Origin of the sequence: Escherichia sp. 93.1518, from assembly GCF_013368915.2 — a bacterium.
GTDB lineage: Bacteria > Pseudomonadota > Gammaproteobacteria > Enterobacterales > Enterobacteriaceae > Escherichia > Escherichia ruysiae.
The window spans coordinates 37,944-58,070 of record NZ_JABWMT020000026.1; the positions used below are offsets into that span (position 1 = coordinate 37,944).

At 51.1% G+C, this 20,127-nt stretch carries 16 protein-coding genes; 5 read left to right on the top strand and 11 right to left on the bottom strand.

The window, feature by feature from the left end:
• Window positions 1-72: 72 nt before the first annotated feature.
• The 6 genes from narI to yddG form a co-directional block, all read right to left on the bottom strand.
• A complete protein-coding gene (narI, locus tag HEN21_RS17350; protein ID WP_000617142.1) occupies window positions 73-753 on the bottom strand; it encodes a respiratory nitrate reductase subunit gamma in 681 nt (226 codons plus the stop codon).
• The gene (narW, locus tag HEN21_RS17355; RefSeq protein ID WP_001166380.1) at window positions 750-1,445 is read right to left on the bottom strand and encodes a nitrate reductase molybdenum cofactor assembly chaperone; all 696 of its coding nucleotides are present in this window, start codon (window positions 1,443-1,445) and stop codon (window positions 750-752) included. Before narW ends, narI begins: the two co-directional genes overlap by 4 nt.
• A complete protein-coding gene (narH, locus tag HEN21_RS17360) occupies window positions 1,445-2,989 on the bottom strand; it encodes a nitrate reductase subunit beta (protein ID WP_000702538.1) in 1,545 nt (514 codons plus the stop codon). The genes narW and narH overlap by 1 nt, the downstream gene beginning before the upstream one ends.
• Window positions 2,986-6,726, bottom strand: a complete 3,741-nt coding sequence (narZ, locus tag HEN21_RS17365) for a nitrate reductase Z subunit alpha (protein ID WP_000040425.1) — start codon at window positions 6,724-6,726, stop codon at window positions 2,986-2,988. The genes narH and narZ overlap by 4 nt, the downstream gene beginning before the upstream one ends.
• 81 nt (window positions 6,727-6,807) lie before the next feature.
• Window positions 6,808-8,196 carry a nitrate/nitrite transporter NarU gene (narU, locus tag HEN21_RS17370; RefSeq protein ID WP_032225171.1) on the bottom strand — a complete coding sequence of 463 codons (1,389 nt, stop codon included), beginning with the start codon at window positions 8,194-8,196 and terminating at the stop codon, window positions 6,808-6,810.
• A 265-nt stretch (window positions 8,197-8,461) separates the two neighbouring features.
• Window positions 8,462-9,343, bottom strand: coding sequence for an aromatic amino acid efflux DMT transporter YddG (gene yddG / locus HEN21_RS17375; RefSeq protein WP_176252631.1), 882 nt, complete (start codon window positions 9,341-9,343; stop codon window positions 8,462-8,464).
• Between the two features lie 231 nt (window positions 9,344-9,574).
• Here yddG and fdnG point away from each other — a divergent pair, with 231 nt between their 5' ends.
• The 3 genes from fdnG to fdnI are packed head-to-tail and all read left to right on the top strand — an operon-like array spanning window position 9,575 to window position 14,165.
• The gene (gene fdnG, locus HEN21_RS17380) at window positions 9,575-12,622 is read left to right on the top strand and encodes a formate dehydrogenase-N subunit alpha (RefSeq protein WP_176252630.1); all 3,048 of its coding nucleotides are present in this window, start codon (window positions 9,575-9,577) and stop codon (window positions 12,620-12,622) included.
• 12 nt (window positions 12,623-12,634) lie between these two features.
• Complete coding sequence (fdnH, locus tag HEN21_RS17385) at window positions 12,635-13,519, top strand: formate dehydrogenase N subunit beta (RefSeq protein WP_001240582.1); 885 nt, start codon at window positions 12,635-12,637, stop codon at window positions 13,517-13,519.
• On the top strand, window positions 13,512-14,165 hold the full coding sequence (gene fdnI, locus HEN21_RS17390) for a formate dehydrogenase-N subunit gamma (RefSeq protein ID WP_000045638.1): 654 nt from the start codon (window positions 13,512-13,514) through the stop codon (window positions 14,163-14,165). Before fdnH ends, fdnI begins: the two co-directional genes overlap by 8 nt.
• Before the next feature lie 50 nt (window positions 14,166-14,215).
• Here fdnI and HEN21_RS17395 read toward each other — a convergent pair whose 3' ends face one another.
• From HEN21_RS17395 to bdm, 5 genes are all read right to left on the bottom strand, one after another.
• Entirely contained in the window at window positions 14,216-14,500 is a 285-nt protein-coding gene (locus tag HEN21_RS17395; protein WP_105285739.1) for a HigA family addiction module antitoxin, read from the bottom strand.
• Between the two features lie 146 nt (window positions 14,501-14,646).
• Window positions 14,647-15,657 (bottom strand): alcohol dehydrogenase AdhP, encoded by a 1,011-nt coding sequence (gene adhP, locus HEN21_RS17400; RefSeq protein WP_000642427.1) that lies wholly within the window; start codon window positions 15,655-15,657, stop codon window positions 14,647-14,649.
• A gap of 133 nt (window positions 15,658-15,790) precedes the next feature.
• The gene (gene maeA, locus HEN21_RS17405) at window positions 15,791-17,488 is read right to left on the bottom strand and encodes a malate dehydrogenase (RefSeq protein WP_176252629.1); all 1,698 of its coding nucleotides are present in this window, start codon (window positions 17,486-17,488) and stop codon (window positions 15,791-15,793) included.
• A 154-nt stretch (window positions 17,489-17,642) separates the two neighbouring features.
• Window positions 17,643-17,780: a stationary-phase-induced ribosome-associated protein gene (sra, locus tag HEN21_RS17410; protein WP_000841554.1), complete on the bottom strand. Its 138-nt coding sequence runs from the start codon at window positions 17,778-17,780 to the stop codon at window positions 17,643-17,645.
• A 101-nt stretch (window positions 17,781-17,881) separates the two neighbouring features.
• On the bottom strand, window positions 17,882-18,097 hold the full coding sequence (gene bdm, locus HEN21_RS17415; protein ID WP_000495766.1) for a biofilm-dependent modulation protein: 216 nt from the start codon (window positions 18,095-18,097) through the stop codon (window positions 17,882-17,884).
• Window positions 18,098-18,440: 343 nt separating this feature from the next.
• Between bdm and osmC the strand changes: the two genes are divergently transcribed.
• Both osmC and HEN21_RS17425 read left to right on the top strand, forming a co-directional pair.
• Window positions 18,441-18,872 (top strand): peroxiredoxin OsmC, encoded by a 432-nt coding sequence (gene osmC, locus HEN21_RS17420; RefSeq protein ID WP_000152304.1) that lies wholly within the window; start codon window positions 18,441-18,443, stop codon window positions 18,870-18,872.
• Window positions 18,873-19,181: 309 nt separating this feature from the next.
• A complete protein-coding gene (locus tag HEN21_RS17425) occupies window positions 19,182-20,105 on the top strand; it encodes an omptin family outer membrane protease (RefSeq protein ID WP_105285741.1) in 924 nt (307 codons plus the stop codon).
• Window positions 20,106-20,127: the final 22 nt, after the last annotated feature.

Consider the following 20,127-nt stretch of genomic DNA (forward strand, 5'->3'; position numbering starts at 1 on the left):
CTCCTGTGGCTGGAGAACTATCATAGCCTGCAATCGGCCGGAGAGCGAAAGGCTATCCGGCCAGCATGAGAATTATCGCCGCGAACGTACAATCTGATACCTGCGGGTAAAGTACTCAAATGGTGCGCTCCATACATGCACCAGTCGGGTGAACGGGAAGAGCAGGAAGATGGTCATTCCCAACACCAGATGAACGCGGAAGATGTAAGCTACGCCATCAAGATGCGTCGATGCGCCGCCCTGGAAAGTGACGATGCTTTGCGCCCATCCCACCAGCTTCATCATTTCACTGCCGTCCGGATGTTGTGCTGAAAAGGGAATGGTGGTTAACCCAAGAATGCACTGAATTAACAAAATAGCGAGGATCAGGATATCCGCACCAGAAGACGTCGCCCTGATACGCGGATTCGTTAAACGGCGCACCAGCAACCCCGCACCGCCAATCAACGTTAATACACCGCAAATACCGCCGAGAACCATCGCCATCTGCTGTTTTACCGCTACCGGCAAAAACCACGCATACATCCAGTGCGGCGTTAACATGCCGAACAGATGACCGAAGAAGATCCCCAGAATGCCGATATGGAACAAGTTCGACCACAGCACCATCCCGCGTTTATCCAGCATCTGGCTGGAGGAGGCACGCCAGGTGTACTGCCCGTAATCGTAGCGCAGCCAGCTTCCGAGGATAAAAACCGTGCCACACAAGTACGGGTAGATATCGTAAAAAAAGACGTTCAGATACTGAATCATTTCCCACCTCCCGCACTGATGTCCACATACTGCGGTGCGACATCCTGACTAAAGCGTCGCTGATATTGATTAAGCGGCGAGCTGTCACACGCCGTGGCGTTATCTTCAATAAACTTGACCTGTTCCTCTTCCCACACCGCATCCAGTGCCTGACGGGTGTCGTCGCGCTCCTCGCTGCGTATCTGTTTTGTGACACTGTCACTTGAGAGTGTACTTCCCGCCAGATGCAGCAGGGCGTCAAACAACGGATACCACGGCGCCTCGCGTTGTTTTAAGCGCCCGCCAAGCAGGGCGAGGATTGGCGCAACGTTGAGCAAACCTTCTTTAGCCTGGTTGTCGGGTAGCACACTTAAATACTCCAGATACAAAGGCAGATAATCAGGTAGCTCGCGACAATTTAGTTGCAGGCCGACTTTTTCATACTCCGCCAGCAGATCCACCATTGCCTGACCGCGATCGCGTGACTCGGCATGAACATGTTCAAATAGCAGCAGCGAGGTGGTACGTCCACGGTCAAACACTTCACACCATTCAGCCTGTTTATCCAGCAGCGGCGCATTAAGCAGATCGCAGGTGAAATCGGTGAGCATCGGCGCGTCGTGGCGAATCAGCGCCAGCGCGTCGTCTTTGTTCTCCCATAGCAGCTCGTCCGGGTACTCCATCAACAAGCCGATCACTTTGAGGATTTGCATTATTCCCCCTCCGCTTTATTGCGTACTTCGGTAATGTCGATAGCATCGATCCGGCTACTGTTGAACAGGTTGAATTTAGTATCAGAGCCGTGGCAACCGTCGCCAAAAGTAAAGCCGCAGCCGTTGCGTTCACCGAAGGCGTCGCCCGCCATTTCCCGATGACTGGTCGGAATGACAAACCGATCTTCATAGTTGGCGATAGCGAGATAGCGATACATATCTTCCACCTGGGCGACGCTCAGCCCGACTTCGTCGATTGCGCGGGTATCAGTTACGCCTTCTACGGTTTGCGAACGCATATAGTGGCGCATTGCCATCATCCGTTTCAGTGCCCGCAGTACAGGGCCGGTATCGCCCGCACTCAACATATTGGCGAGGTATTGCACCGGAATACGCAGGCTTTCGATGGCGGGAAGCACGCCTTCGCTTTTGGGCAGTCCGCCCGCGTCGGCGTAAGACTGAATCGGCGACAGCGGCGGCACGTACCAGACCATCGGCAGGGTGCGATATTCCGGGTGCAGCGGTAGCGCCAGTTTCCAGTCCATTGCCATTTTGTAAACAGGCGAACGCTGGGCTGCCTCAATCACGTTTTGCGGGATACCTTGTTTCAGGGCTTCCTCGATCACTGAGGGATCGTGCGGATCGAGGAACACTTCGCACTGGCGTTCATAGAGATCAACTTCGCGCTCGGTGCTCGCCGCTTCCTCGATGCGGTCGGCGTCGTAGAGCAGTACACCAAGATAACGAATGCGACCCACGCAGGTTTCGGAGCAGACCGTTGGCTGACCGGACTCAATTCGCGGATAACAGAAGATGCATTTTTCTGACTTGCCGCTTTTCCAGTTGAAGTAGATTTTTTTGTATGGACAACCGCTAATGCACAAGCGCCAGCCACGACATTTATCCTGATCGATCAACACAATGCCGTCTTCTTCGCGTTTGTAGATAGCGCCGCTGGGGCAGGTCGCCACGCAGCTAGGGTTAAGACAGTGTTCGCACAGGCGCGGCAGGTACATCATGAAGGTGTTTTCAAACTGACCGTACATCTCCTTTTGCATGGCTTCGAAGTTGCGGTCGCGGGCGCGTTTTTCAAACTCGCCGCCCAGCAGTTCTTCCCAGTTTGGCCCCCAGATCACTTTGTCCATCCGTTTGCCGTCAATCAGCGAACGTGGGCGGGCGGTGGGAATGTGTTTACCTTCCGGCGCGCTATGCAAATGTTCGTAGTCGAAGGTGAAAGGTTCGTAGTAGTCGTCAATCTGCGGTATCACCGGGTTGGCGAAGATTTTGGTTATTACGCCCATCTTGCTGCCCAGGCGCGGGCGGATCTTGCCATTCACATCACGCACCCAGCCGCCTTGCCACTCTTCCTGATCTTCCCAGTTTTTCGGATAACCAATGCCAGGTTTAGTTTCGACGTTGTTAAACCATGCGTATTCCATGCCTTCGCGCCCGGTCCAGACGTTTTTACAGGTCACCGAACAGGTGTGGCAGCCGATACATTTATCGAGATTAAGCACCATGCCGACTTGCGAACGTATTTTCATTTTTTCGCCTCCTGTACCTGATCGCGACCTTCATCATCCAGCCAGTTAACGTTCTTCATCTTGCGGATCATGATGAATTCATCGCGGTTCGAGCCGACGGTGCCGTAGTAGTTAAAGCCCCAGGCCAGTTGCGCGTAACCGCCAATCATATGCGTCGGCTTCGGGCAAACGCGGGTGACTGAGTTATGAATACCGCCGCGCATTCCGGTCACTTCCGATCCGGGGATATTCATAATGCGTTCCTGAGCGTGATACATCATGGTCATGCCCGGCGGCACGCGCTGGCTGACCACCGCTCGAGCCGTCAACGCACCGTTGGCGTTAAACACTTCCACCCAGTCGTTATCAACAATGGTCAGTTCGCGGGCATCGGTTTCGCTGATCCAGACAATCGGTCCGCCGCGCGAGAGCGTCAGCATTAGCAGGTTTTCACTGTAGGTAGAATGAATGCCCCATTTCTGGTGCGGCGTCAGGAAGTTAAGTGCTTTTTCCGGGAAGCCGTTTGGCGGGATCTGGCGCATTTCACTGACGCTACGGGTGTCGATAGGTGGACGATAAGCCACCAGGCTTTCACCAAAGGCACGCATCCACGGATGATCCTGATAGAGCTGCTGGCGCCCCGACAGCGTGCGCCACGGAATTAACTCGTGAACGTTGGTGTATCCCGCGTTATAGGAGACGTGATCGCTTTCCAGACCGGACCAGGTGGGGCTGGAGATGATTTTACGCGGCTGCGCCTGAATATCGCGAAAGCGAATCTTCTCATCCTCTTTGTGCAGCGCCAGATGAGTATGTTCGCGCCCGGTGATCTCGCCCAGCGCCTGCCAGGCTTTTACCGCCACATGACCGTTGGTTTCCGGTGCCAGCGCCAGAATCACTTCTGATGCATCAATGGCGGTGTCAATCAGCGGACGCCCCTGAGCCGGGCCATCGCGTTTGGTGTAATTGAGTTTACCGAGGAAATCGATTTCATCTTGGGTATTCCACGAAATCCCTTTACCGCCGTTGCCAAGTTTGTCCATCAACGGCCCCAGCGAGGTAAAACGTTCATAGGTGGCAGGGTAGTCGCGCTCCACTGCCACAATATTCGGCGCGGTTTTACCAGGGATCAGGTCGCATTCGCCTTTGCGCCAGTCGAGCACTTCACACGGTTGGGAGAGTTCGGCCGGAGAGTCGTGTAACAACGGTTGCAGTACAATATCTGTTTCTTTGCCAAGATGCCCCACGCAGACTTGCGAGAATGCTTTGGCGATACCTTTGTAGATTTCCCAGTCGCTGCGAGACTCCCACGCCGGATCGACCGCCGCTGAAAGCGGATGAATAAACGGATGCATATCCGAGGTATTCATATCGTCTTTTTCGTACCAGGTCGCGGTGGGCAGGACGATATCGGAGAATAAACATGTGCTGGACATGCGGAAGTCAAGCGTCACCAGCAGGTCGAGCTTGCCCTCTATCGCGGCGGTTTGCCACTCAACTTCTTCCGGTTGAATTCCCTCCGTCGGCCCAAGTTCTTCCCCCTGAATACCGCTTTCCGTACCCAGCAGATATTTCTGCATATACTCATGGCCTTTGCCGGAGGAGCCAAGCAGGTTAGAACGCCAGACAAACAGGTTACGCGGATGATTGCTGCCGTTATCCGGCTGCTCGCAGGCCATACGTAAATCGCCCGATTTCAGCGCCTGAGCGGTAAATTCGGCGGGTGACAATCCGGCCTTGTCGGCTTCGGCTTTCAACGTGAGCGGATTACGCCCCAACTGCGGCGCAGAAGGTAGCCAGCCCATGCGTTCGGCGCGAACGTTGAAATCAATCAGATGACCGCTGTATTTACTGGCATCGGCAAGCGGTGAGAGCAATTCCTGAGCGGTGACTTTTTCATAGCGCCACTGGCTGGAATGATTGTAAAAAAATGAGGTGCTGTTCATCTGACGCGGTGGACGGTTCCAGTCAAGCGCAAAGGCCAGTGGTAACCAACCGGTTTGCGGACGCAGTTTTTCCTGACCGACATAGTGCGCCCAGCCGCCACCGCTTTGCCCGACACAACCGCAGAAGATCAGCATATTGATCATCCCACGGTAGTTCATATCCATGTGATACCAGTGGTTAACACCAGCACCGAGGATAATCATCGAACGTCCGTGGGTTTTATGGGCAGTATCGGCAAATTCACGGGCGATGGTTTCAATATACTGACGCGGCACGCCGGTAATTTGCTCGCCCCAGGCCGGCGTGTAGGCTTTGATTTCAGCGTAATCTTTCGCGCTGTTTTCATCTTCCAGCCCGCGATCGAGACCGTAATTCGCCAGCACCAGATCATAAACGCTGACCACCGGACAGGTACTGCCATCGGCGAGCGTCAGATTTTTCACCGGAAGCTGGCGTACCAGAATCGGATCGTGTTTTACGCTGCGAAAATGCGGGTTTTCAATGCCGCCAAAGTAGGGGAAAGCCACGCCAGCAACAGCGTCGTGTTGACCGAGCAGGGTTAACGACAACTCTGTTTCTGAACCTGCGGCAATGGATTCCAGATTCCATTTGCCTTTTTCTCCCCAGCGAAAACCAATCGAACCGTTCGGCACCACCAGTTCCCCAGCGGTATTAACTGCCACGGTTTTCCACTGCGGATTGTTGCTTTCACCCAGACCATCCACCAGGTCAGACGCGCGGATCATGCGTCCAGGCACGTAGCTGCCATCGTCGCGCGGTTCCAGCATCACCAGCATCGGCATATCGCTGTAGCGGCGGCAGTAGTTGATAAAGTAGTCGCTGGGGTTGTCGAGATGAAACTCTCTTAAAATCACATGTCCCATCGCCATTGCCAGTGCGCTATCGGTGCCTTGCTTTGGCGCCAGCCACTGGTCGCACAGTTTTGCTACTTCCGAGTAGTCTGGGGTAATGGCGATAGTTTTGGTGCCTTTGTAACGTACTTCGGTAAAGAAGTGGGCGTCTGGCGTGCGCGTCTGCGGTACGTTAGAACCCCAGGCAATGATGTAGCTGGAGTTATACCAGTCGGCGGATTCCGGCACGTCGGTTTGCTCGCCCCAGGTCATCGGCGAGGCGGGCGGCAGGTCACAATACCAGTCATAGAAACTTAAGCAGGTGCCGCCAAGTAGTGATAAATAACGCGTTCCGGCGGCGTAAGAGACCATCGACATCGCCGGGATCGGCGAGAAACCGGCAACGCGATCCGGGCCGTAGGTTTTGATGGTCCAGACGTTAGCAGCGGCAATCAGTTGATTCAGTTCCTGCCAGTTGGAGCGGATAAAGCCACCGCGCCCGCGTATCTGCTTGTAGCTCAGGCACTTTTGCGGGTCATTCATAATCGATGCCCACGCCAGTACCGGATCGCTGTGTTGTTTAAGTGCTTCGCGCCACAGTTCAATCAGCCGTTTACGAATTAGCGGGTATTTCAGGCGGTTGGCGCTGTAGAGATACCAGGAGTAACTTGCGCCACGCGGGCAGCCGCGTGGTTCATGATTGGGTAGGTCAGGGCGAGTGCGTGGGTAGTCGGTCTGCTGAATTTCCCAGGTCACCAAGCCGTTTTTAACGTAGATTTTCCAGCTACAGGAGCCGGTACAGTTAACGCCGTGGGTGGAACGCACGATTTTGTCGAATTGCCAACGCTGGCGATAGCTGTCCTCCCAGTCGCGGTTGCTATGCATCACCTGTCCGTGACCATCGGCAAAGGTTTCGCCCTTTTGTTTGAAGTAGCGAAAGCGATCCAAAAGTTTACTCATGACATGACTCCTGCTCCAGGAATGATTTGGGATCTGATGCCTTGTCGGATGCGACACGGTTGTACATCAGGCATCGATCTCTTATTTTTGGCTAAACTTTCGCCGACCATAGACCAGCCAGGTCAGCAGTACACAGATGATGTAAAAGATTAAAAACACTTTCATCGCGCCCACCGGAGAGCCGGTCATATTCAGCGACATGCCAAACGCCTGCGGAATAAAAAAGCCGCCTACTGCGCCAATGGCTGAGATAAAGCCCAGAGCTGCCGCCGTTTCGGTGATCGCTTCTCGCTGCGCTTCATCATCGCTGCCGCCTTTCATCTTGACGCGATAAATGGTTATCTGGCGGAAGATGACGGCAATCATCTGGAAGGTGGAGCCACTACCCAGACCCGCTGTCAGGAACAACCCCATAAACACGGCGAAAAATGCGATGAAATTGCCGGAACCTGTACCAGGCAGAGTGAGGAACAACAGGGCACTGAAAAGCGCCATAAAAATAAAGTTGATAAGCGTCACCCGCACGCCACCAAATTTATCGGAGATAGCACCGCCAACTGACCGGGCAATCGCGCCGATAAACGGCCCAAAGAACGCCAGTTGCAGAATATTCACATCCGGGAACTGAGTTTTCGCCAGCATGGCAAAACCAGCGGAAAAACCGATAAACGAACCGAAGGTGGCAAGATAGAGCAAACTCAACAACCAGAGATGCAGGCGTTGTAACACAGGCAACTGATCGGCAATTGACGCGCGTGAACTGGCGATATCGTTCATCCCAAACCAGGCGGCGATAGTGGCAATTGCCAGCAGTGGCACCCAAATCCATGCAGCGTTCGCCAGCGACATCACCGAGCCATCGGCCTGCGGTACGCCATTAACACCGAGAAAGGCAAATACCGGAACAAAAATCACCAGTGGCGCAACCAGTTGCATCACGCTGACGCCTAAATTGCCTAATCCGCCATTAATCCCTAATGCGCTACCTTGTTTTGCTTTCGGGAAGAAAAAACTGATATTGCCCATACTGGAAGCAAAGTTCGCGCCAGCGAAACCACACAGCAAGGCAATAACAATAAATATTCCAAAAGGAGTATGGGGATTTTGTACGGCAATACCGAGCCAGACGCAGGGAATAATCAGGATCGCGGTACTAAAAACAGTCCAGCGACGCCCACCAAATATAGGCACCATAAAGGAGTAGGGGACACGTAATAATGCGCCAGAAACGGAGGGTAATGCGGTTAATAAAAAAAGCTGATCGGTCGTAAAATTAAAGCCAATTTTATTGAGATTAACGGTGACTGCGCTAAATAACATCCAGACACAGAATGCAAGAAGTAAACAACTGACTGATATCCAGAGATTTCTTCGTGCTATATGTTTTCCTTTATTTTCCCAGAAGGCCGGATTTTCTGGCTTCCAGTCGCGCAAAAGATAACGATTACTTTTCTCATTTTGCAGTGCCATATTCTTCCTCACATGCACACGTTGGTAATGAAAAAAAGAAAGACAGGACGTTGGGCGCGATGACCCACTTTTAGAATTAAGAGAATCAGGTGAGATACTGACTGAAAGAATAGATAAGAAAGCGCAGCCGCGCGGCGAGAATGCGGATTATCTGAAGGGTTATGTGTTACTGAATGTAACAAAGATATATCATTGCCTTCACTAATATTTCAATCCGCATAGCCTGAACGTGTTTTGTTGCAGCATGAAGCGTTGCTATCTTTCTTTATCGGTGACGTGTCGCCAGCCAACAGAGCAGAGAACCGCCACAGACCATGAGTGCGCCTTGCCAGAATGAGAACGATAGCGGTGCGTTGAGTAGCACGGCAGCCAGAGCAGAAGAAAGTACAGGCGTAAAATAAGAACCCACTGCCATAATCGTTACATTGCCATGTAAAATACCGACATTCCAGGCGGCGTAAGCAAATCCTAAAGTAAATGCCGCAGATATGAGTTTAACGATGACGGGGGTGCTAAAAACCATCTCTGGTTGTGGCGTTATAAAATAGTAAATCCATAGACTTGCTCCCGTCAGAAGAACGAAAACGGTAATGCCGTTAAATCCACGGGCATATTTATTAGTGATTGTGCAATAAGCTGCCCAGATAAACGCACCAATAAACGCCAAAAAATAACTTAATGGACTGGTGGTAATATTATTGATGATTTCATCATATTGTAGCCCATTGTCGCCGCCTAATACCCAACAGACACCCATCAAGGCTAAAAGCAATCCGGGAATAATCAGCCAGTTTGTTTTCTGACCATTAAAAAGAATGGCGAAAAGTATCGTCAGGCTGGGCCATAAATAGTTCACCATGCCTACTTCTATCGCCTGATGGCGGGTAGCAGCATAACCTAAGGAAAGCGCGAGGCAGATTTCATAACTCACGAACAATACGCTGCCAGCAAGTAAATAGCCTTTCGGGATCTGCCGGATACGTGGGAATCCAACGGTGAATATTAACAGCAGTCCGCTTAATGAATAGATCGCCGCCGCACCACCGACCGGACCAAGCCCCTCACTGACGCCGCGAATTAACCCCACCATGGTGCTCCACAGGACGATCGCGATTAGCCCTATGAGCGTTGCTTTTTGTCGTGTCATGCTCGCTGTTTAGTCTCTCTTGCCGTTAAAAATTAAGCTGAAATTTATAGCATTTTTTTAACCGGCCTGTCAGGCAGTGGTGCGTTTTTCTACCGCCATTGAGGTAGGTCAATTTGCGCAGGCGGATTATTTTGTGGCAAACACGTGTTCTTTTTGATTTCGCGCAAAAAGATTCAGAATTTTACTGTTAGTTTCCTCGCGCAGTAATACCCCTGAAAAAAGAGGAAAGCAATGGACGTCAGTCGCAGACAATTTTTTAAAATCTGCGCGGGCGGTATGGCTGGAACAACAGTAGCGGCATTGGGCTTTGCCCCGAAGCAAGCACTGGCTCAGGCGCGAAACTACAAATTATTACGCGCTAAAGAGATCCGTAACACCTGCACATACTGTTCCGTAGGTTGCGGGCTATTGATGTATAGCCTGGGTGATGGCGCGAAAAACGCCAGAGAAGCGATTTATCACATTGAAGGTGACCCGGATCATCCGGTAAGTCGCGGCGCACTGTGCCCGAAAGGCGCCGGTTTGCTGGATTACGTGAACAGCGAAAACCGTCTGCGTTACCCGGAATATCGTGCGCCAGGCTCTGATAAATGGCAGCGCATTAGCTGGGAAGAAGCATTCTCCCGTATTGCGAAGCTGATGAAAGCTGACCGTGACGCCAACTTTATTGAAAAGAATGAGCAGGGCGTAACGGTAAACCGTTGGCTTTCTACCGGTATGCTGTGTGCTTCCGGCGCCAGCAACGAAACCGGGATGCTGACCCAAAAATTTGCCCGCTCCCTCGGGATGCTGGCGGTAGACAACCAGGCGCGCGTCTGACACGGACCAACGGTAGCAAGTCTTGCTCCAACATTTGGTCGCGGTGCGATGACCAACCACTGGGTGGATATCAAAAACGCTAACGTCGTAATGGTAATGGGCGGTAACGCTGCTGAAGCGCATCCCGTCGGTTTCCGCTGGGCGATGGAAGCGAAAAACAACAACGATGCAACCCTGATCGTTGTCGATCCCCGTTTTACGCGTACCGCTTCTGTAGCGGATATTTACGCACCTATTCGTTCCGGTACGGACATTACGTTCTTGTCTGGCGTTTTGCGCTACCTGATCGAAAACAACAAAATCAACGCTGAATACGTTAAGCATTACACCAACGCCAGCCTGCTGGTGCGTGATGATTTTGCTTTCGAAGACGGTCTGTTCAGTGGTTATGACGCTGAAAAACGCCAGTACGATAAGTCGTCCTGGAACTATCAGTTCGATGAAAACGGCTATGCGAAACGCGATGACACGCTGACTCATCCGCGCTGTGTGTGGAACCTGCTGAAAGCGCACGTTTCCCGCTACACGCCGGACGTCGTTGAAAACATCTGCGGTACGCCAAAAGCCGACTTCCTGAAAGTGTGTGAAGTGCTGGCCTCCACCAGCGCACCGGATCGCACAACCACCTTCCTGTACGCGCTGGGCTGGACGCAGCACACCGTGGGTGCGCAGAACATCCGTACTATGGCGATGATCCAGTTGCTGCTCGGCAACATGGGTATGGCTGGTGGCGGCGTGAACGCACTGCGTGGTCACTCCAACATTCAGGGTCTGACCGACTTAGGTCTGCTCTCTACCAGCCTGCCGGGTTATCTGACGCTGCCGTCAGAAAAACAGGTTGATTTGCAGTCTTATCTGGAAGCGAACACGCCGAAAGCGACGCTGGCGGATCAGGTGAACTACTGGAGCAACTATCCGAAGTTCTTCGTTAGCCTGATGAAATCTTTCTACGGCGATGCCGCGCAGAAAGAGAACAACTGGGGCTACGACTGGCTGCCGAAGTGGGACCAGACCTACGACGTCATCAAGTATTTCAACATGATGGACGAAGGCAAAGTCAGCGGTTATTTCTGCCAGGGCTTTAACCCGGTTGCGTCCTTCCCGGACAAAAACAAAGTGGTTAGCTGCCTGAGTAAGCTGAAGTACATGGTGGTTATCGATCCGCTGGTGACTGAAACGTCTACTTTCTGGCAGAACCACGGCGAGTCGAACGATGTCGATCCGGCGTCTATCCAGACTGAAGTATTCCGCCTGCCTTCGACCTGCTTTGCTGAAGAAGATGGTTCTATCGCCAACTCCGGTCGCTGGTTGCAGTGGCACTGGAAAGGTCAGGACGCACCTGGCGAAGCGCGTAACGACGGCGAAATTCTGGCGGGTATCTACCATCACCTGCGCGAGCTGTACAAAGCTGAAGGTGGTAAAGGCGTAGAACCGCTGATGAAGATGAGCTGGAACTACAAGCAGCCGCACGAGCCGCAGTCTGACGAAGTGGCAAAAGAGAACAACGGCTATGCGCTGGAAGATCTCTATGACGCTAATGGCGTGCTGATTGCGAAGAAAGGTCAGTTGCTGAGCAGCTTTGCGCATCTGCGTGATGACGGTACGACCGCATCTTCTTGCTGGATCTACACCGGTAGCTGGACAGAGCAGGGCAACCAGATGGCCAACCGCGATAACTCCGACCCGTCCGGTCTGGGGAATACGCTGGGATGGGCCTGGGCGTGGCCGCTCAACCGTCGCGTGCTGTACAACCGTGCTTCAGCGGATATCAACGGTAAACCGTGGGATCCGAAACGAATGCTGATCCAGTGGAACGGCAGCAAGTGGACGGGTAACGATATTCCTGACTTCGGCAATGCCGCGCCGGGTACGCCAACCGGGCCGTTTATCATGCAGCCGGAAGGGATGGGACGCCTGTTTGCCATCAACAAAATGGCGGAAGGTCCGTTCCCGGAACACTACGAGCCGATTGAGACGCCGCTGGGAACTAACCCACTGCATCCGAACGTGGTTTCTAACCCGGTCGTTCGTCTGTATGAACAAGACGCGCTGCGGATGGGTAAAAAAGAGCAGTTCCCGTATGTGGGTACAACTTATCGTCTGACCGAGCACTTCCACACCTGGACCAAGCACGCATTGCTCAACGCAATCGCCCAGCCGGAACAGTTTGTGGAAATCAGCGAAACGCTGGCGGCGGCGAAAGGCATTGCCAATGGCGATCGTGTCACTGTCTCCAGCAAGCGTGGCTTTATCCGCGCGGTGGCTGTGGTAACGCGCCGTCTGAAACCGCTGAATGTAAACGGTCAGCAGGTTGAAACGGTGGGTATTCCAATCCACTGGGGCTTTGAGGGTGTCGCGCGTAAAGGTTATATCGCTAACACTCTGACGCCGAATGTCGGTGATGCAAACTCGCAAACGCCGGAATATAAAGCGTTCTTAGTAAACATCGAGAAGGCGTAAGGGGGCGAACAGATGGCTATGGAAACGCAGGACATTATCAAAAGGTCCGCAACTAACTCCATCACGCCGCCTTCTCAGGTGCGTGATTACAAAGCAGAAGTCGCGAAACTTATCGACGTTTCCACCTGTATCGGCTGTAAAGCTTGTCAGGTGGCGTGTTCGGAGTGGAACGACATCCGTGATGAAGTGGGGCACTGCGTCGGGGTTTACGATAACCCCGCCGATCTGAGCGCCAAGTCCTGGACGGTGATGCGCTTTAGCGAAACCGAACAGAACGGCAAGCTGGAGTGGCTGATTCGTAAAGACGGCTGTATGCACTGTGAAGATCCGGGCTGCCTGAAGGCGTGCCCGTCTGCTGGTGCAATCATTCAGTACGCTAACGGCATTGTCGATTTCCAGTCGGAAAACTGTATCGGCTGTGGTTACTGCATTGCCGGGTGTCCGTTTAATATTCCGCGCCTCAACAAAGAGGATAACCGGGTATATAAATGCACGCTCTGCGTCGATCGCGTCAGCGTCGGCCAGGAACCGGCTTGTGTAAAAACTTGCCCGACCGGGGCTATCCACTTCGGCACCAAGAAGGAGATGCTGGAGCTGGCGGAACAGCGCGTGGCGAAACTGAAAGCGCGTGGTTACGAACATGCTGGCGTCTACAACCCGGAAGGTGTCGGTGGTACGCACGTCATGTACGTGCTGCATCACGCCGATCAGCCGGAGCTGTATCACGGTCTGCCGAAAGATCCGAAGATCGATACCTCGGTGAGCTTGTGGAAAGGCGCGTTGAAACCGCTGGCAGCGGCTGGCTTTATCGCCACTTTTGCCGGGTTGATTTTCCACTACATCGGTATTGGCCCGAATAAGGAAGTGGACGATGACGAGGAGGATCATCATGAGTAAGTCGAAAATGATTGTGCGCACAAAGTTTATTGATCGCGCCTGTCACTGGACCGTGGTGATTTGCTTCTTCCTGGTGGCGCTGTCCGGGATTTCGTTCTTCTTCCCGACGCTGCAATGGCTGACGCAAACCTTCGGTACGCCGCAGATGGGACGCATTTTGCACCCGTTCTTCGGCATTGCGATTTTCGTCGCGCTGATGTTTATGTTCTTCCGCTTTGTGCATCACAACATCCCGGATAAGAAAGATATTCCGTGGCTGTTGAACATTGTCGAAGTATTGAAAGGCAATGAGCACAAAGTGGCGGATGTTGGTAAGTACAACGCCGGACAGAAGATGATGTTCTGGTCAATCATGAGCATGATTTTCGTGCTGCTGGTGACCGGGGTGATTATCTGGCGTCCGTACTTTGCGCAGTACTTCCCGATGCAGGTTGTCCGCTACAGCCTGCTGATCCACGCGGCAGCGGGTATCATCCTGATCCACGCCATCCTTATCCATATGTATATGGCATTCTGGGTGAAAGGGTCGATTAAAGGGATGATCGAAGGGAAGGTGAGCCGTCGCTGGGCGAAGAAACACCATCCGCGCTGGTATCGTGAAATCGAGAAGGCAGAAGCAAAAAAAGAGAGTGAAGAAGGGATATAATCTCTTTTGAACGTTAAGCTGAAAATGGCGCTGTAAAAGGCGCCATTTTTTTATTGCGTAACCAGACGGCGTAGTCGCGACACATCCACCGTTTTTTCAGCCTCTGCCAGACTCCACGCGTTTTGCAGATTCAACCACATTTGCGGCGAACTGCCGATCACCACGGAAAGTTTAATCGCCATTTCCGGCGTCAAAGCCGCTTTTCCGGTCAGCAATCGGCTTGCCGTTGAGGGCGCAATTTCCATTGCTCTGGCAAACTCGCGCAGGCTGACGTTCAGTTCGTCCAGTGATTCCTGAATGATGTCCCCTGGGTGGGGATGATTGGCCATTTTCATCAGTATCTTTACTCTCAGTAGTGTTCCTTCACTGGGAACACTATCATTGTTGTTCCTTCTTACGTAACAATAATCCATTTAGCCATTTCATGTTGGAGAGAGTGCGATGCTGCGACACCAGGACTGGCAGTCGCAGCAATGGTCTCTTAGCGGCGGAAATCAATCACCATACGGCCACGGATTTTGCCTTCTTCCATCTCGGTAAAGATGGTGTTGATGTCCGCTAACGGACGCAGGGCGACTTTGGGCACCACTTTACCTTCGGCGGCAAACTGGAAAGCTTCGGTGAGATCCTGGCGCGTGCCGACCAGTGAACCGACCACTTCAATACCATCCAGCACCAGCCGTGGGATGTCCAGGCTCATGGACTCCGGCGGCAGACCGACTGCCACAACACGCCCGCCTGCACGAACGGCATCAACCGCCGAGTTAAATGCGGCTTTGGCTACTGCTGTAACAACCGCAGCGTGTGCACCGCCCGCTTTCTCCTGCACAATTTTGGCGGCGTCTTCGGTGCGTGAGTTAATCGCTAAATCAGCGCCCATTTCAGTTGCCAGTTTTAACTGCTCATCATTGACATCAATGGCGATCACTTTGGCGTTAAAGACATTCTTCGCGTATTGCAGGGCGAGGTTACCCAAGCCACCAAGACCATAGATAGCAATCCACTGACCGGGACGAATTTTTGACAGCTTCACCGCTTTATAGGTGGTGACGCCCGCACAGGTAATGCTGCTGGCAGCAGCCGAGTCCAGGCCATCTGGCACTTTTACTGCGTAATCAGCCACTACGATGCACTCTTCCGCCATGCCGCCATCAACGCTGTATCCGGCGTTTTTAACTGAACGGCAGAGCGTTTCGTTACCACTGTTACAGTATTCGCAATGACCGCATCCTTCGTAAAACCATGCCACGCTTGCGCGATCGCCTGGTTTTAATGAGGTGACACCTGGGCCAACTTCTGACACAACACCAATGCCTTCGTGTCCCAGAATCACGCCGGTTTTATCACCAAAATCGCCATTCTTAACATGAAGATCGGTATGACATACGCCACAACACTCCATTTTCAGCAGGGCTTCGCCATGTTTCAGTGAGCGCAGCGTTTTATCCGTAACGTCAACATGATGATCCTTCGTAACAACCGCAGCCTTCATAGTTCCTCCTTTTCGGATGATGTTCTGCATAGCAGGTGAGGCAAATGAGATTTATTTGCCACTACCCAGTATGGATGAGATCTGAAAAAGGGAGAGGATAATTGCCCGGTAACATTCACTACCGGGCGGAGACTTAGATGGAGGTACGGCGGTAGTCGCGGTATTCGGCTTGCCAGAAATTATCGTCAATGGATTGTTGCAAAGCTTCGGCAGACGTTTTCACCGCCACGCCTTGCTGCTGCGCCATTTTGCCAACGGCAAAAGCAATCGCTCTGGAGACTTTCTGGATATCTTTCAGTTCCGGCAGTACCAGACCTTCGCCGTTCAGCACCAGCGGCGAATACTGAGCAAGAGTTTCACTTGCCGACATCAGCATCTCATCGGTGATACGTGACGCGCCGGAAGCAATAACACCCAGCCCGATGCCTGGGAAAATAAAGGCGTTGTTGCACTGGGCGATAGGATAGATTTTGTCTTTCCATACCACTGGATTAAACGGGCTACCGGTGGCGACCAGCGCGTTACCTTCGGTCCAGGCGATAATGTCCTGCGGAGTGGCTTCCACGCGTGAAGTCGGGTTAGACAGCGGCATCACGATCGGACGCGGACAGTGTTTATGCATCTCACGGATGATCTCTTCCGTAAACAGCCCGGTCTGTCCTGAGACGCCAATCAGAATATCTGGTTTTACATTGCGCACCACATCCAGCAGTGACAGCACATCGCTGTCGGTATCCCAGTCACTGAGGTTTTCGCGTTTCTGCACCAGTTTGGTCTGGAAAGGCAGCAGGTTCGGCATCTTGTCGGTGAGCAGACCAAAGCGATCGACCATAAACACTTTCTGCCGCGCCGCTTCCTCGCTTAATCCTTCGCGCTGGGTCTGGGCGATGATCATTTCGGCAATGCCGCATCCCGCTGAACCTGCGCCGAGGAAGACGATTTTTTTCTCGCTTAACTGACCACCTGCTGCGCGGCTGGCTGCGATCAGTGTGCCGACTGTTACCGCCGCAGTGCCCTGAATGTCATCGTTAAAAGAACAAATTTCATGGCGATAGCGGTTAAGCAACGGCATCGCATTTTTTTGTGCAAAGTCTTCAAACTGTAGCAACACGTTCGGCCAGCGTTGCTTCACTGCCTGGATAAATTCGTCAACGAATTCATAGTATTCGTCGTCAGTGATACGCGGATTACGCCAGCCCATATACAACGGGTCGTTAAGCAGTTGCTGGTTATTGGTGCCGACATCCAGCACCACCGGAAGAGTATACGCCGGGCTGATGCCACCACAGGCGGTATAGAGCGACAGTTTACCGATTGGAATACCCATCCCGCCGATGCCCTGGTCACCAAGACCCAGGATACGTTCGCCATCCGTCACCACAATCACTTTAATGTTGTGATTCGGCACGTTTTGCAGAATGTCGTCCATATTGTGGCGGTTCTGGTAAGAGATAAACACGCCGCGCGAACGGCGGTAGATCTCAGAAAAACGCTCACAGGCTGCGCCAACGGTCGGGGTGTAAATAACGGGCATCATCTCATCAAGATGATTGTTTACCAGTCGGTAGAAGAGGGTTTCGTTAGTATCCTGGATGTTACGCAGGTAGATGTGCTTGTCGATTTCGGTTTTGAATCCCTGATACTGGATCCATGCTCGTTCCGCTTGTTCTTCGATGGTTTCGACCACTTCCGGCAGTAACCCCAGCAGGTTGAAGTTACGGCGTTCTTCCATGCTGAAGGCGCTGCCTTTATTCAACAACGGAAATTCCAGCAGTACAGGGCCAGCGTAAGGAATATAAAGCGAACGCTGTTTTTTTGTTTTTGGTTCCATGTCACTCACTCTTTTTTGAATATCCATCCCTGGGGTTTTTATCGTCTTTGCTTTACCGCCAGGGCGTCGCCCCCAAGTATAAAGCAGATAAAAACAAAAACACCATTGCGCAGGCAATGGTGTTTAATCGTCATTGAGGACTGATTGTTAAGAATTACTTTTCAGCGGGGCGTTTTCTGCCGGTTGGGTTATTTACCACGCTGGATTTGTCACCTTCGGTAACTATTTTGCGCTGGTTAGAAATTTTATGATCCAGTCCAAGAATATGACGTGCCTGACGGTTCGATTTCATTTTAACTCCTCAATCCTGTTGCTAGTTTTAAGGACAACATCGCCGTAGCGAAGAAACACGTGCTAAACCCCTAAATTAGGTTGCCGATCAAGCATAGCAGCTTAAAGCGTAGGGTGCTGGCCACTGACCACATAATTGATGGTTTGCTGGTAGATATCACTGAGGATGTCGTTATCAGAAGCTTCCACCCATTTGGTCAGCTCCATGAGAATGTCATCTTCAGTGACAACACCGTGCTCTGCCCGAAGGCCTTGCTCAATGGCATTAACCAGAGCGGGTTCTGCTGTTGAATTTTCTGCCTGATAATAAGTAAACATAGTGATTCTCCGTGTCTGTGTATTTATGGTGTCTGCTACGGATCGCAGATTTATAAAGCACATTCAGCATGGCAAATATTTGCCGCTTCGTTGTTAAGATTAGTCCTGGTTGATGAATTTTATATTTTAACTACATGATATTCATGAGTATTATTATTGGTATTTGTGGATTTATATTGCTGCGGTATCTCTCAATACATATATTCCAGTCGTCTGTTGTGGTAATTTGATTTAAGTGCAGAGGTAATATTTTCGCCGGATTTTATTCGGAATATCCTGCTTATCCTCGTGCTGTTTCTCACGTAGTCTATAATTTCCTTTTTAAGCCCACAGGAGAGCAACAATGACAATCCATAAGAAAGGTCAGGCACACTGGGAAGGCGATATCAAACGCGGGAAGGGAACAGTATCCACCGAGAGCGGCGTGCTGAACCAACAGCCGTATGGATTTAACACACGTTTTGAAGGCGAAAAAGGAACCAACCCTGAAGAATTGATTGGCGCGGCACATGCCGCTTGTTTCTCGATGGCGCTTTCATTAATGCTGGGGGAAGCGGGATTCACGCCAACATCGATTGATACCACTGCCGATGTATCGCTGGATAAAGTCGATGCTGGTTTCGCGATTACCAAAATCGCACTGAAGAGTGAAGTTGCCGTACCGGGTATTGATGCCTCAACCTTTGACGGCATTATTCAGAAAGCAAAAGCCGGATGCCCGGTTTCTCAGGTACTGAAAGCGGAAATTACGCTGGATTACCAGTTGAAAGCATAAGTACTTGCCGGATGATGTTGTCATCCGGCAAGCATTTACACCAATATTTTCTGTTTATCCCAATGAAATCTTGCATTTAAACTGCATCGTCATTTTTTCGTTATTCCCGCCTGTTCCCGAACAATCATTATTACATCAGGTTGTAAACTCCTATTCCGTTCAGAATAACAGTAAAACTCTGTTTATTTATGTTCTCTGTTTGATGGTGAGAAACATTTATGGCATTGTAATATTCAGTTGATTTAATTAATTTGAATTAATTAAATTTAATTAATGAGCTAATTAACATTGTTTAATAAGGATGAAACTATGTTGATGAAAAAGGTCTCTTTTGCTATTGCTTTAATATCTCTAAGTCAGTATGCAAGCGCATCTTCAGAATTTAATTTCTTATCTGACAATGTCTTTGGTGATGCTTCTCTTTCATTTCTGAATGGTGAGTCAGGTGAGTTTGTTTATAGCGATGGCGGCAAACTTAGCCAACTGGACTGGAAAATTCAAAATACCCCCATTATTAAAATGGGGCTAACCTGGGATGCAATCTCATGGCTGACGCTTAATGCTAAAGGCTGGACGACGATTGCGTCTGCCGGCACGCTGATGGATGATTATGACTGGCTCGAGCCGGGGCAGCACCACTGGAGCGATTGGTCACATCATCCGGCAACGCGGTTGAATTTTGCAAATCAGTTTGATCTCAATATGACAGGTTGGTTTTTAAAGGATCAAAACTACCAACTCGGCGCCATGTTAGGCTATCAGGAGACACGTTTCAGTTGGACGGCGAAAGGAGGTTACTATAGTTATGATAATGGTGCCGACACTGGAGATATTCCTCATAACCAAAGAGTTATTGGCTACCAACAAAAATTCAGTGCGCCTTATTTAGGTCTTTCTGGTAAATATATCTATCATGATTTTGATATTATTGCTCAATTTAAATATAGCGCCTGGGGAGAAGGGAAAGGAACAGATCAGCATTATTTGCGCAACATTACATTTAAAGATAAAGTATCCAACCAAAAATATTATTCAGGTCTTATTAATGTGGGGTATAACATTAATTCACAGGCACGTATTTTCACAGAAATGTCATGGAGTAGATTCTCTAATGATATTGGTAACACAGTAATTTCTTATAAAGAAAAGGGTGAAAGCGTAAAAGAGAAAGATTCGCCAGGGATGCAAAACTATAATTACATTATTGGCGCGGGCATTCAGTACAAATTTTAATATAGCATCGGGCGAATGGCTG